The following is a 13,032-nucleotide window of genomic DNA, read 5'->3' as shown; positions in this document are numbered from 1 at the left end:
CTGTGTCGGAATTCTGTTCGTTGCCGGTACGGGTCAGATCTCGTCGATCGACGTCGACTCGAACCGGGTGGAGATGTTGATGCCGAGCTCTTCCGCTGCACGGAAGGCCTCGTCGTCACTGTCACGCAGGTTCACCTCGGTGCCGTCGGCCGAGAGGACCTCGACGTTCAGGCAGAGGGACTGCATCTCCTTCATGAGGACCTTGAACGACTCCGGGATGCCGGGCTCCTGGATGTTCTCGCCCTTGACGATCGCTTCGTAGACCTTGACGCGGCCGACGATGTCGTCCGACTTGATCGTCAGCAGCTCCTGCAGTGCGTATGCGGCACCGTAGGCCTCGAGCGCCCAGACCTCCATCTCACCGAAGCGCTGGCCACCGAACTGGGCCTTACCGCCGAGCGGCTGCTGGGTGATCATCGAGTAGGGGCCCGTCGAGCGTGCGTGGATCTTGTCGTCGACAAGGTGGTGCAGCTTCAGGATGTACATGTAGCCGACCGAGATCGGAGCCGGGAACGGGTCACCCGAACGGCCGTCGAACAGCTTCGCCTTGCCGGAGCTGTCGATGAGACGCTCTCCGTCACGGGTCAGGTTCGTGGAGTCGAGCAGACCTGCGATCTCCTCCTCGAACGCGCCGTCGAACACCGGGGTGGCGACCTTCGTGCCGGGAGCGGCCTCGCGAGCCTGCTCGGGCAGCTTGCCCGCCCAGTCCGGCGAACCTTCGACCTTCCAGCCCTGCTTGGCGACCCAGCCGAGGTGCGTCTCGAGGACCTGGCCGAAGTTCATTCGACCGGGGATGCCGAGCGGGTTCAGGACGACGTCGACGGGGGTACCGTCCGCCATGAACGGCATGTCCTCGACGGGCAGGATCTTCGCGATGACGCCCTTGTTGCCGTGACGACCGGCGAGCTTGTCACCCGCGGTGATCTTGCGCTTCTGGGCGATGTAGACCACGACGCGGCGGTTGACACCGGAGCCGAGCTCGTCGTCGCCGTCTTCGGCGTTGAACTCCTTGACGGCGATGATCGTGCCCTGCTCACCGTGGGGCACCTTCAGCGAGGTGTCGCGGACTTCGCGGCTCTTCTCGTTGAAGATCGCGCGGAGCAGGCGCTCCTCGGCCGACAGCTCGGTCTCGCCCTTGGGCGTGACCTTGCCGACGAGGATGTCGCCGGGGCGGACCTCGGCACCGATGCGGATGATGCCTCGCTCGTCGAGGTCCTTCAGCAGGTCGGGGCTGACGTTGGGGAGGTCACGGGTGATCTCCTCCTTGCCTAGCTTGGTGTCGCGAGAGTCGACCTCGTACTCCTCGATGTGGATCGAGGAGAGGGTGTCGTTCTTGACGAGCTCCTGGCTGAGGATGATCGCGTCTTCGAAGTTGTGACCCTCCCACGTCATGAACGCGACGAGGAGGTTCTTGCCGAGCGCGAGCTCGCCGTCCTCCGTGGCGGGACCATCGGCGATGACCTCGCCGATCTCCACACGGTCGCCGGCCGAGACCACGACGCGCTGGTTGTACGACGTGCCCTGGTTGGAGCGGTCGAACTTCCGGAGGAAGTAGTCCTGCGTGCCACCCTCGTCGAGCTGGACGGTGACGACGTCGGCCGACACCTCGGAGACGACACCGGGCTTGAGCGCGGTGATCACGTCACCCGCGTCGATGGCGGCGTAGCCCTCCATACCGGTTCCGACGATCGGCGACTCGCTGCGCAGCAGCGGGACAGCCTGACGCTGCATGTTGGCACCCATGAGGGCGCGGTTCGCGTCGTCGTGCTCGAGGAAGGGGATGAGGGAGGTCGCGACCGACACCATCTGGCGCGGCGAGACATCCATGTAGCCGATCTCGTCGACGGGGAACAGGTCGACCTCGCCACCCTGCCCGCGGCGGGCGAGGATGCGGTCGTTGACGAACGCACCATCAGCCTTGAGCTCGACACCGGCCTGAGCCACGACGTAGTCGGCCTCTTCCGCTGCCGTCAGGTAGTCGATCTGGTCGGTGACCTTGTTGCCCACGACGCGGCGGTACGGCGTCTCGATGAAGCCGAACGCGTTGATGCGCGCGAAGGAGGCGAGCGAACCGATCAGGCCGATGTTCGGGCCTTCCGGGGTCTCGATGGGGCACATGCGGCCGTAGTGCGAGGGGTGGACGTCACGGACCTCGACGCCGGCACGCTCACGCGAGAGACCACCGGGGCCGAGCGCCGAGAGGCGACGCTTGTGGGTCAGACCCGCGAGCGGGTTGTTCTGGTCCATGAACTGCGACAGCTGCGACGTTCCGAAGAACTCCTTGATCGCGGCCACGACGGGGCGGACGTTGATCAGGGTCTGCGGCGTGATCGCCTCGATGTCCTGCGTGGTCATGCGCTCGCGGACGACGCGCTCCATGCGGGACAGGCCGGTGCGGACCTGGTTCTGGATGAGCTCGCCGACGGCGCGGATGCGACGGTTGCCGAAGTTGTCGATGTCGTCGACGTCCAGGCGGATCTCAGCGGGCTTGCCGCTGCGGACACCGTCGTAGCTGACGTCGCCCCGGTGCAGACGCACGAGGTACTTGATCGTCGCGACGATGTCCTCGACGGTCAGGACCGAGTCGCTGAGGGCCTTGTCGATGCCGAGCTTCTGGTTGATCTTGTAACGACCGACCTTGGCCAGGTCATAGCGCTTCGAGTTGAAGTAGAAGTTGTCCAGCAGCGCGCGGGCAGCCTCGGCGGCGACCTGCTCGCCCGGACGGAGCTTGCGGTAGATGTCGCGGAGCGCATCTTCCTTGGTGAGGATCGTGTCCTTCTCGAGGGTCTCCTCGATCGAGCTGAAGCCCGCGAACTCCTGCATGATGTCTTCGGTCGTCAGGCCGAGGGCCTTGAGGAAGACGGTGACCGACTGCTTGCGCTTGCGGTCGATGCGGACGCCCACCTGGTCGCGCTTGTCGATCTCGAACTCGAGCCACGCACCACGGCTGGGGATGACGCGAGCCGAGACGATGTCCTTGTCGGACGTCTTGTCGGGGGTCTTGTCGAAGTAGACACCGGGCGAACGGACGAGCTGCGAGACGACGACGCGCTCGGTGCCGTTGATGATGAAGGTGCCTCGGGCGGTCTGGAGCGGGAAGTCGCCCATGAAGACCGTCTGCGTCTTGATCTCACCCGTGAGGTGGTTCATGAACTCGGCCTCGACGTAGAGGGGTGCGGCGTACGTCTTGCCGCGCTCCTTGCACTCCTCGATGGAGTACTTCTCGGGCTCGAGGTAGGGGTTCGTGAACGAGAGCTGCATCGTCTCGCCCAGGTCCTCGATCGGCGAGATCTCCTCGAAGATCTCCTCGAGGCCGCTGATCTCAGGGACGTCGGTGCGTCCCTCGGCCTGCGCCTCGGCGACGCGTGCCTTCCATGCCTCGTTGCCGACGAGCCAATCGAACGACTCGGTCTGCAGCGCGAGGAGGTCAGGAACCTCCAGCGTGTCGGAGATCTTGGCGAACGAGAGGCGGGATGCTCCGCGGCCGTTCTTGATGGTGGTGGTAGATGCGTTGCGCGCAGCAGCCAAGGGAATTACCTCCGTGAGCCCGGGGAGGGCTGGTTTTCCTTGTCGTCAGGTGGAGTACTCCCGTCCACGCCTGCGGCGCGCGCCAACGGAGTCCGTTGGGGGCGCAGGCACAAGCCGACCACCATATGAGGGCAAGTAGAGGGGAGCGCAACTACCTACTATAGGACGAGCGACGCGCCGTGTCCAGTCGAATGATTGACGACTTCGACAGCCTGCGGTATAACTCGCTCCGAGACTCTCCTCAGCTCCACTGCCATGTGACGAGGACGGACTGCGCGACGGCATCCCTCTCCGCCTGCGGGGCGTCGATGCTCGAGGAGAACGTGATGATGTAGGTCTGCCCCGCGTCGACCAGGTAGTACTGGTCGATGACGTAGGGGATGTCGCTCTGCTCGACCCGGGCGGTCAGGTGAGCGGACTCCGAACCGGCCGCAGTGACCCGATCGAGTGCTTTCACCTCGGTGGCGCCGGCCCCCTCGAGCTCGGCGACGCCGGCCTGCTCGACCTGTTCCGAGGTGACCTCCCCGCCGGGCGAGACGAGGATGTTGAGGTTGTCGCTGTAGCCGTCGGTGTCCTGCAGATCGGCGGCGAAGGTCGTCTCATCGAACCCGTCCGGTGCGCCGTCGGGGAACCCCCAGCCCTCGGGCAGCGTGAACGAGTACTGCTCCGCGGTCACGGTGTCGCCTGAGGCCGGGGCGAACTCCACGGCCTCCGACTCCGGCGCGGGGGCGGCCGGCGTCGACGGTGACGTCGGAGCGGACTGCCCCGTGCATCCGGCGAGCCCGAGCCCGGCGGCGAGGACGAGGGCTGCGGAGGCGCGGCGAAGGGACATGCCGCCGACCCTACGCGTCGCCGCCGCTCACATCCGGGGGCTTGCGCTCCGGAAGAGAAGATGAGAGCCCGGCCGCGCCTGAGCGAGGGCAGCGCGACCCGCGGATGTGACGACGCCGATCACGGGGTACCCACCGGTCACCGGGCCGTCGGGACCGAGGACCACGGGACGTCCGTCGGGCGGGACCTGGACGGCGCCCGGCAGCATCCCCTCGCTGGCGAGCTCGCGGCCCGCCGCATCCGATTCCCGTTCCAGAGGCGGGCCTTCGAGTCGGATGCCGACGCGGTCCGCCCGCGCCCCGACCACCCAGCGGGTCTCGAACAGTGCACGCCGGGCCACGGGAGTGAACCAGCCCGCCCGGGGTCCCGCGGCGATCGGGATCACGAGGGCGTCCGCCGGCGGGGTCCACGGCCAGAGGTCGACGGCCGGAACGGGATGCCGCGCGTCCTCCGCCGTCGCCATGGCATCGCCCGCGCGGAGCGGGAGCGGACCGAGACCAGCGAGGGTGTCGGTCGCGGCGGAGCCGACGACGGGCGGCGCGGCCACTCCCCCGCGCACGGCGAGGACGGCGCGCACCCCGGCGCGGAACGGGCCCATCTCGAACTCGGCGCCGGCGGGCCAGTGGACCGGTCGATACGGATCGACCTGCCGGCCCGCGACCCGGAGAGGTCCCCACGCTCCCGTGACGGCGATCCAGAGATCCCGCGCCGCGCTCGCGCGGAACCCTCCGAGTGTCACCTCGAGGGCAGCCGCCCCCGGCGCGTTCCCCACCAACCGGTTCGCGGCCGCGAAGGCGGGGCGGTCGGCGGCGCCCGAGGTGGCGATGCCGTCGGCGAGGCGCCCGGGGCGGCCGGCATCCTGGATCGTCGCGAGCGCTCCTGGATCGGTGACGGTGAACGCTGCGCAGGCGGGGCCGGTGACGGCTGCGACCCGGCCGGCCGCGGGCACCCGGGCCGAGGGGACGCGCCGGAATCGCACCCTCGTGCCGGGACGGAGCAGCACGGGGCGGTCCGCGTCTGGGTCGAAGAGCGGCGCGTCGGTCGTGCCGATGAGCTGCCACCCGCCGGGAGTCTCGCGGGGGTACGCGCCTGTGAAGCGCCCCGCGAGCGCGACGGCACCCCGCGGCACACGGGTGCGAGGTGTCGCCCGCCGAGGCACGTCGAGGTCCCAGTCGTCGCTCACGAGATAGCCGAAACCGGGGGCGAAACCCGTGAACGCCACCGTCCACCGCGCCGCGAGATGACGCTCGATGAGCCCGTCGGAGGTCAGCCCGAGGAGGGATGCCGTCTCGGCGAGGTCGACGCCGTCGTAGACGACGGGGAGCTCGGCCTCCTCCCCCGCCGCACTCGACGGCTCGTGTCCCCCGTTGTCCGCGCCCGCGACCCACGCGCGAGCGGCGATGAGCGGGAGGACGGTCGGGTCGACGTGGACCAGGACCGTGCGCGCTGCGGGGGTTAGGTCGACGACCCCGCGAGGGCGGGTGTCGGCCAGCCGGGCGTGAAGGGCGAGGACGTCGGCGAGCGTGTCGACCTCGACGAGCACGGCGCTGTCGCCGAACGGCCGGATCACCACGGCGCGCGTACCGCGATCCCCGCGGCGTCGAGCGCCGCGCGCACGGCCCGCGCCATCGCGACCGAGCCGACCGTGTCGCCGTGGAGACAGAGGGATGCCGGCTGCACCCGGATCGCCGATCCGTCGACAGCCTCGACGACGCCGTCGCGCACGAGCGTCACGGCACGCGCGGCGACCCGGTCGGCGTCGTGCAGGAGCGCACCCGGTTCGGTGCGGGGGACGAGGGAGCCGCTGGGCAGGTATCCGCGATCGAGGAATGCCTCGACCACGAAGGGAAGTCCCTGCGCCGCCGCGGCGTCGACGATCGCCCCCGGCATCCCAAGCACCGGCAGGGGCCTGCCGAGGTCGTGCGACACGTCCGCGACGGCAGCGGCGACGGCGTTCGCCGCCTCGAGCTGCGCCGACACCGCGTGGTAGAGCGCGCCGTGCGGCTTCACGTAGCGGAGGTCGGCACCGGCCTCGGCGAGCGCGACAAGCTGCTCCCGCACCTGCTCGCGGAGGAGCGTCGGTGGGACGGCGAGCGCGACGCGCCCGAACCCTGCTCGGTCGAGGAAGGACGGATGAGCCCCGACTGCGACGCCCCGCGCGGCCGCGCGGCGGACCGCGTCCGTCATGGAGGCGGCGTCGCCCGCGTGGCCGCCGCACGCGACTGACGCGCTCGAGACGACGGCGAACATCGCCTCATCGTCCGCGGTGGGGGCGCCGTCGACGGTCTCACCGAGGTCCGCATTCAGGTCGATCGACGCCATGAAGCAACGGTAGCGGCGAGGTGCCGGTGAACGGTCGACGAAGGATCCGTCAAGCTGTGGCCGACAAGAGGTGCCGACCGTAGCGTCGAAGGTATCGCCGGAGGACCGCTCCGGCCGGAAGGAGCACCGCTGTGGCGTACATCACTGTGGGAACCGAGAACTCGGTCGACATCGACATCTTCTACACCGACCAGGGGTCGGGTCAGCCCGTCGTGCTGATCCACGGGTTCCCCCTGAACGGCGAATCCTGGGGCAAGCAACAGGCTGCGCTCCTCGATGCCGGGTATCGCGTCATCGCCTACGACCGGCGGGGCTTCGGCGCGTCGACCAAGACGGCCTCGGGGTCGGACTACGACACTTTCGCCGCCGACCTCCATGCGCTCGTCGAGGAACTCGAACTGACGGATGCCGTCCTCGTCGGGTTCTCAATGGGCACGGGCGAGATCGCGCGGTACCTCTCGCGCTACGGCGCCGACCGCATCGCGAAGGTCGCATTCCTCGGCTCGCTCGAGCCCTGGCTCCTGAAAACCGATGAGAACCCCGACGGCGCCGGCGACCAGGCATTCTTCGACGGCACGGCCGCGGCGGTCGCCGAGGACCGGTACGCCTTCCTGACCGGGTTCTTCCAGAACTTCTACAACCTCGACGACTACCTCGGCACCCGCATCTCGCAAGAAGCGGTCGACGCGTCGGTCGCCGTCGCGAACCAGGCCGGGAACGCCGCCATCGCCGCCGCGCCGCTCACGTGGGCGACGGACTTCCGCGGGGACATCCCCGCGGTGACCGTCCCCACGCTCATCGTCCATGGAACCGCGGACAATGTCCTGCCGATCGATGCGACGGCGCGCCGATTCCGCGAGCTCCTACCCGAGGCGACCTACGTCGAGATCGAGGGCGCCCCGCACGGGCTGCTCTGGACCCACGGCGCCGAGGTGAACGAGGCACTGCTGAGCTTCCTGCGCGGCTGAACCTCCTCGAGAAACGGCGTCCGGGACGGGACACGCTCGCGTGTCATCCCGGACACCGTTTCTCGATCCGGTGGTGGGAACGCGAGCGCGGGTCATGCCACGATGAGTGCACGAGCGAGGGGGTCGCGATGACGGATGCCGCGGTGCAGCACACGGATACCAGCAAGAGCATGGTCGTCGATCACGCGCTCTCGAGGCGTCTCGCGCGGGACCACCAACGGAAGAAGCAGCCGGCGCTGTGGATCGGCGGGGCGGCGATCGTCCTTCTCTTCGGATTCGGGACGTTCGCGCTCAACGGGAACTTCCGCTCCTTGATCCTGGCCGCATTCTGGGGGCTGGTCATCGCGATCGGGTTCGTCGCGATCCGCCACCTGGGGACGCAGAAGCTCACCCGCGTCATCGAGGGCCTCTACCCGAGCGGGGAGCACCTGACCGTGACAGTCAGCGACACCGGGGTGACCGTGACCACCTCGGCCACGAGTCTCACGGTCGCGGCATCCGCCCTCTGGCGCATCTCGACGGCGCCGCACTCGGTGATGGTGCGCATCCACGGACTCATCGGGCCGGCGATGATCCTGCCGCGCGAGCTGCTGGACGACGCCGACGTCGCCCGGCTGCGCGCTCTGGCGCCCCGCATCCGTCGCGGCTGAGCTCAGCCGACCACGAGCGCGTCGGGGATTCGCGCACGCATGACGGCGAGCGCGTCGGGGCTGTGGTCGACGAGGACGGCGTCACGGCCGAGCCCATCGGCGACCGCGCCGGTCGTGCCGGATCCGGCGAAGAGGTCGAGGACCCGGTCCCCCGGACGGCTCGACGCCTGCACCATGCGGCGCAGGATCCCCTCGGGCTTCTGGGTCGGGTAACCGGTCTTCTCGCGACCCGACGTGGGAACGATCGTGTGCCACCAGACGTCCGTCGGCAGCTTGCCGCGCGCCGCCTTCTCGGGCGTCACGAGGCCGGGAGCCATGTAGGGCTCTCGGTCGACCGCATCCGAGTCGAAGAAGTACGCGGACGGGTCCTTTACGTAGACGAGGATCGTGTCGTGCTTGCTCGGCCAGCGCTTGCGCGACTTCGCCCCGTAGTCGTAGGCCCAGATGAGCTCGTTGAGGAAGCAGTGGCGGCCGAAGACCGCATCCAGCATCACCTTGGCGTAGTGGGCCTCGCGGTAGTCGAGGTGAAGGTAGAGGGTGCCGTCGTCGGAGAGCAGCCGCCACGCCTCACGCAACCGCGGCTCGAGGAAGCCCCAATAGTCGTCGAACCGATCGTCGTAGAGCTTCAGCGCACCGCGCGTGCGGGCGTAGGAGCTGCCCCGGAAGCCGCCCTTGACGAGACCGACGGGCGGAGCAGGTGCGTCGGGGTCGGGCTGCAACCCCTCCGTGCGGACCGCGGACTCGATCGCGCGTTCCTGCCTGCGTCCCGTGTTGAAGGGCGGATCGAGGTAGACGAGCGCGAACGAGGCGTCCGGCAGGCGCCGGGCGACCTCGAGGTTGTCGCCGAGGTGGATCTCGACGGTCACGGAACGCGGCGGAGCCAGGCGTCCGTCGAGAACTTCGACTCGACGAGGGCCTCGGCGTCGGCGTACTCCTCCGCGGAGATCGACCCCGGCTTTGCGTCGTACAGCGAGGTGAAGGTCTCCTTGAAGCGCTCGATGATCTCGGCGCGCGGCAGGCCGGTCTGGCTCCGGAGCGGATCGACCCGCTTCGCCGCGGAGGCCGTGCCTTTGTCGGAGAGCTTCTCGCGCCCGATCCGGAGGACTTCGGTCAGCACCTGGCCGTCCATGTCGTAGCTGAGGGTCGCGTGGTGCAGCACTCCCCCGTTGGCGAGACGCTTCTGCGCAGCGCCGCCGATCTTGCCCTTCGACGACGCGATGTCGTTGAGCGGCTGGTAGGTCGCATCGATCCCGAGCGAACGGAGCGCGTGCAGCACCCAGTCGTCGAGGAAGGCGTAGGAGTCCGCGAAGGTCATGCCTGCGACGAGGGATGCCGGAACGTACAGCGAATAGGTGACGATCGAGTTCGCGGCCATGAGCATCGCCCCTCCGCCGGAGATGCGGCGGACGACCTGGAAGCCGTGCCTGGCGGCACCGTCGGGGTCGACCTCGTTGCGATACGACTGGAACGAGCCGATGACGACGGCGTTCTCGCTCCACTCCCAGATGCGGAGCGTGGGGGTCCGGCGGCCGTCGCCGACACGAGCGGTCAGGACCTCGTCGAGCGCGAGGTTCATCGCCGGCGAGACAGCCTCGTCGTGGATGACCTCCCACTCGAATTCCGCCCAGCCGGGTGCGACGATGAGTGCACGGCGGACGGCGGTGGCGACCGCTTCGGGCGTGAACCCGAGCAGCTGCGCCCCTTCGGGGAGCGCTCCGCGGACGGCGGCCGCGATCGTCGGGACGTCGGCCTCGGTGGGGAGGCCTGTCACCGCCGCGTCGATGTCGGCGAGCGCGTCGTCGGGTTCGAGGAAGAAGTCGCCCGCGAGATGGAAGTCCGCGATGCGGCCGTCCTCCACCTCGAGGTCGACGACGACCAGCTTGCCGCCAGGGACCTTGTACTCGCCGTGCATGGTCTTATTCTCCTGTGTCCGCGGCGGGTGCGGGTGCACTGTCGGTGACGGATGCCTCATCCCGTCGCGCGATGCGCGCATCGAGCCAGGCGACGAGGTCGGCGAAGGCCTCCGGGGCGCAGTGCTCGTTGAAGATCTCGTGCCGCGCGTCGGGGTAGACGAGCGTCGTCACATCCGTCAGCCCGGAGCGCGAGCGGTAGGCGTCGGCGAGGCGGTGGACGCTCCGCGGGCCGCCCACCGGATCGTCGCGACCGACCATGAGGAGGACAGGAAGGGCGACGCCGAGGTCCTTTCGGGGCTTGCCGATGAGCCGCAGCGTGTCGAGCGGGCCAAAGAGCTTCGGCAGGGGGACGAGGGTCGTGAGCGGGTCATCGAGGAACGCGCGGCCGACCGCGGCATCCGTCGAGAGCCACTCGACCCCGGTCGCGTCCGTTCCGGCCCAGCGCTTGTTGAGGGGGGCGGCGTTGAGGGCGCCGGGCCAGAGCAGAGATGAGCCGGAGAGGACGACCGCGTCGTAGGCGCGCGGGTCGAGGTTCACGAGCTTCTGAGCGAGGAACGATCCCCACGAGTGCCCGAGGAGGACGAGCGGCAGCCCGAGGTTCGCGCGCCGGATGATCCCGGTGAACTGCTGCAGCCCCGCGACGGTGGCCCGAAGGCCACCGGGTCCGAGCCGGCCGAGGCGCGAGGGGTCGCCGCCGTGCTGACGGAGCCCGGTGCGGCCGTGACCGCGGTGGTCGTCGGCATAGACAGTGAACCCGTCGGCCGTGAGCGCGGCGATGAGGCCGCCGTAACGGCCGGCGTGCTCGCCGACGCCGTGGAGGAGCTGGACGACTCCGCGCTCGGCCCCCTGGGCCTGGTGGACGTCGTAGACGATCGCGATGCCGTGTGCATCGATGAACTCGGGCATGCGTCGAATCCTAGGGGCCGGAAGGGCTGCCCTCTCAGCCGTTAGCCAAACTAATGAGCTATGCTAAACAAATATGAGCAGCGCATCCGAGGAGACGACGACGGATCTGGCGCACGCGGCATCCGATTTCCGCATGGCGACGTTCCGCCTCGCTCGTCGTCTCCGCTCGCAGCGCGCCGTCGACACGATGAGCGACGGGCAGTTCGCCGTCCTCGCCGCCCTCAAGGTCCACGGCCCGCACACGCTCGGCGAGCTGGCTGAGCGCGAGCGCGTCTCGGCGCCATCGATGAATCGCACCGTCAACTGCCTCGAAGAACTCGACTATCTCACCCGCACTCCCGACGAGAACGACCGTCGCAAGGTCGTCATCACCCTGACCGAGCCGGGCCGAGAGGTCGTCGTCGAGACCGTACGTCGACGCGATTCGTGGCTCGAAGAAGCCCTGGAAGAACTGTCGGATGCGCAGCGGGCAACCCTCGCCGAGGCCGCCGCCATCATGCAGGAGGTGGCCGGCCGATGAGTTCCGCCATGTTCCGCTCCTTCTCGGTGTTCAACTATCGCGTCTGGTTCATCGGTGCCCTCGTGTCGAACGTGGGCGCCTGGATGCAGGCGACCGCCCTCAGCTGGGTGGTCCTGACGCAGCTGACCGACAACGACGCCGCCGCCATGGGAATCACCATGGCGCTCCAGTTCGCGCCGCCCCTCCTTCTCGTCGGTGTCACGGGTCTCGTCGCCGACCGTTTCGACCGGCGCAAGCTGCTGTTCGTCACGCAGGGCTCGCTCATGCTGCTCGGACTCACGATCGGCGTCCTGCTGCTCCTGGGCAGCATGAACCTCTGGACCATGTACGCCTTCGCCTTCGCGCTCGGCGTCGTCGCCGCCTTCGACAACCCGACGCGTCAGGCGTTCGTCTCCGACCTCGTCGCCCGCGAGAACGCCTCGAACGCCGTCGCTCTCAACGCCGCATCCTTCAACACGGCCCGCATGATCGGGCCGGCCGTCGCCGGCCTCGTCATCGTCGCCGTCGGCACGGGGTGGGTGTTCCTGGTCAACGCACTGACGTTCCTCGCCATGCTGGTCTCGCTCTCACTCATCCGCAGCGAGGAACTCGCGCCGCGACCGAAGCTTCGGAGCGCGGCGCGGATGGCGGACGGCCTCCGCTACGTCGCCGGCCGTCCCGATCTTGTCGTGACGTTCATCATGGTGTTCCTGCTGGGAGCGTTCGGGATGAACTTCCCGATCCTCGCGTCGACGATGGCGATCGAGTTCGGCCAGCAGGCCGATGGATACGGCATCCTCAGTTCGATCCTCGCGATCGGCTCTCTCGCGGGAGCCCTGCTCGCCGCACGCCGTGATCGCGCGCGCCTGCGGTTGGTCATCGGCGGGCTCGGACTGTTCGCCGTCGCGTCAGCGCTGTCGGCGGCGATGCCGGTCTACATCGCCTACGCGGCGACGCTCATGCTGATCGGGTTCTCGACGGTCACGACCCTGACGACCGCGAACGGCTACGTGCAGACGACGACCGAACCCGCCCTGCGCGGCCGGGTGCTCGCGCTGTACATGGCGATCCTCATGGGCGGCACCCCGTTCGGAGCCCCCATCGTGGGGTGGGTGGCCGATGAGTTCGGACCCCGCACCGCCATCCTCCTCGGTGCAGCAGCCGCGCTCGTCGCCTTCGCCGTCGGCGGCGGCTGGCTGCTGTTCTCGGGTCGGCTCCACTGCCACGAGTCGCGCCGCTTCGCCATGACGATCGACGAGACCCGCCCCATCTCGATCGTCGCCCCCGAGGAGTTCAGCGACGAGGTGGCCGGAACGACCCCGATCCGGTTGCCCGATTACGACACGGATGCCGCGGCTCGGCCGCGTCGCTGATCCGCGGCTCCCGCATTCCGGGGACGCGTGATGCCGCGTCCG

The 13,032-nt window shown here is 69.0% G+C and carries 11 protein-coding genes; 4 read left to right on the top strand and 7 right to left on the bottom strand.

The genetic code is table 11. The annotated features are described in order from the left end of the window. Nucleotides 1–33: 33 nt before the first annotated feature. The 4 genes from rpoB to pxpA form a co-directional block, all read right to left on the bottom strand. Nucleotides 34–3,528: a DNA-directed RNA polymerase subunit beta gene (gene rpoB / locus MO1_RS09840; protein WP_036309795.1), complete on the bottom strand. Its 3,495-nt coding sequence runs from the start codon at nucleotides 3,526–3,528 to the stop codon at nucleotides 34–36. A gap of 241 nt (nucleotides 3,529–3,769) precedes the next feature. Continuing rightward, on the bottom strand, nucleotides 3,770–4,360 hold the full coding sequence (locus tag MO1_RS09835; RefSeq protein WP_036309793.1) for a hypothetical protein: 591 nt from the start codon (nucleotides 4,358–4,360) through the stop codon (nucleotides 3,770–3,772). A 27-nt stretch (nucleotides 4,361–4,387) separates the two neighbouring features. Next, nucleotides 4,388–5,929, bottom strand: coding sequence for a 5-oxoprolinase subunit B/C family protein (locus MO1_RS09830; protein ID WP_255209251.1), 1,542 nt, complete (start codon nucleotides 5,927–5,929; stop codon nucleotides 4,388–4,390). Further along, nucleotides 5,926–6,681: a 5-oxoprolinase subunit PxpA gene (gene pxpA, locus MO1_RS09825; RefSeq protein ID WP_036309790.1), complete on the bottom strand. Its 756-nt coding sequence runs from the start codon at nucleotides 6,679–6,681 to the stop codon at nucleotides 5,926–5,928. Before pxpA ends, MO1_RS09830 begins: the two co-directional genes overlap by 4 nt. A 131-nt stretch (nucleotides 6,682–6,812) precedes the next feature. Here pxpA and MO1_RS09820 point away from each other — a divergent pair, with 131 nt between their 5' ends. Beyond that, nucleotides 6,813–7,649: an alpha/beta fold hydrolase gene (locus tag MO1_RS09820; RefSeq protein WP_060915940.1), complete on the top strand. Its 837-nt coding sequence runs from the start codon at nucleotides 6,813–6,815 to the stop codon at nucleotides 7,647–7,649. Nucleotides 7,650–7,777: 128 nt separating this feature from the next. Continuing rightward, nucleotides 7,778–8,299: a hypothetical protein gene (locus MO1_RS09815; RefSeq protein ID WP_060915939.1), complete on the top strand. Its 522-nt coding sequence runs from the start codon at nucleotides 7,778–7,780 to the stop codon at nucleotides 8,297–8,299. A 2-nt stretch (nucleotides 8,300–8,301) separates the two neighbouring features. On the opposite strand, the gene MO1_RS09810 is transcribed toward MO1_RS09815, so the two are convergent. From MO1_RS09810 to MO1_RS09800, 3 genes are read right to left on the bottom strand one after another with little or no spacing between them, the layout of a single operon-like run. After that, nucleotides 8,302–9,165 (bottom strand): DNA-methyltransferase, encoded by an 864-nt coding sequence (locus tag MO1_RS09810; RefSeq protein WP_060915938.1) that lies wholly within the window; start codon nucleotides 9,163–9,165, stop codon nucleotides 8,302–8,304. Continuing rightward, entirely contained in the window at nucleotides 9,162–10,211 is a 1,050-nt protein-coding gene (gene lplAB, locus MO1_RS09805; RefSeq protein ID WP_060915937.1) for a lipoate-protein ligase LplAB, read from the bottom strand. Before lplAB ends, MO1_RS09810 begins: the two co-directional genes overlap by 4 nt. Nucleotides 10,212–10,215: 4 nt before the next feature. Next, nucleotides 10,216–11,118 (bottom strand): alpha/beta fold hydrolase, encoded by a 903-nt coding sequence (locus MO1_RS09800; RefSeq protein ID WP_060915936.1) that lies wholly within the window; start codon nucleotides 11,116–11,118, stop codon nucleotides 10,216–10,218. 73 nt (nucleotides 11,119–11,191) lie between these two features. Here MO1_RS09800 and MO1_RS09795 point away from each other — a divergent pair, with 73 nt between their 5' ends. Beyond that, the gene (locus MO1_RS09795; protein WP_060915935.1) at nucleotides 11,192–11,638 is read left to right on the top strand and encodes a MarR family winged helix-turn-helix transcriptional regulator; all 447 of its coding nucleotides are present in this window, start codon (nucleotides 11,192–11,194) and stop codon (nucleotides 11,636–11,638) included. Continuing rightward, nucleotides 11,635–12,990 (top strand): MFS transporter, encoded by a 1,356-nt coding sequence (locus MO1_RS09790; protein ID WP_060915934.1) that lies wholly within the window; start codon nucleotides 11,635–11,637, stop codon nucleotides 12,988–12,990. Before MO1_RS09795 ends, MO1_RS09790 begins: the two co-directional genes overlap by 4 nt. The last annotated feature ends 42 nt before the right edge of the window (nucleotides 12,991–13,032 follow it).

The organism is Microbacterium oleivorans NBRC 103075 (genome assembly GCF_001552475.1).
Taxonomy (GTDB): domain Bacteria; phylum Actinomycetota; class Actinomycetes; order Actinomycetales; family Microbacteriaceae; genus Microbacterium; species Microbacterium oleivorans.
This window is presented reverse-complemented; position numbering and strand designations above follow the sequence as displayed.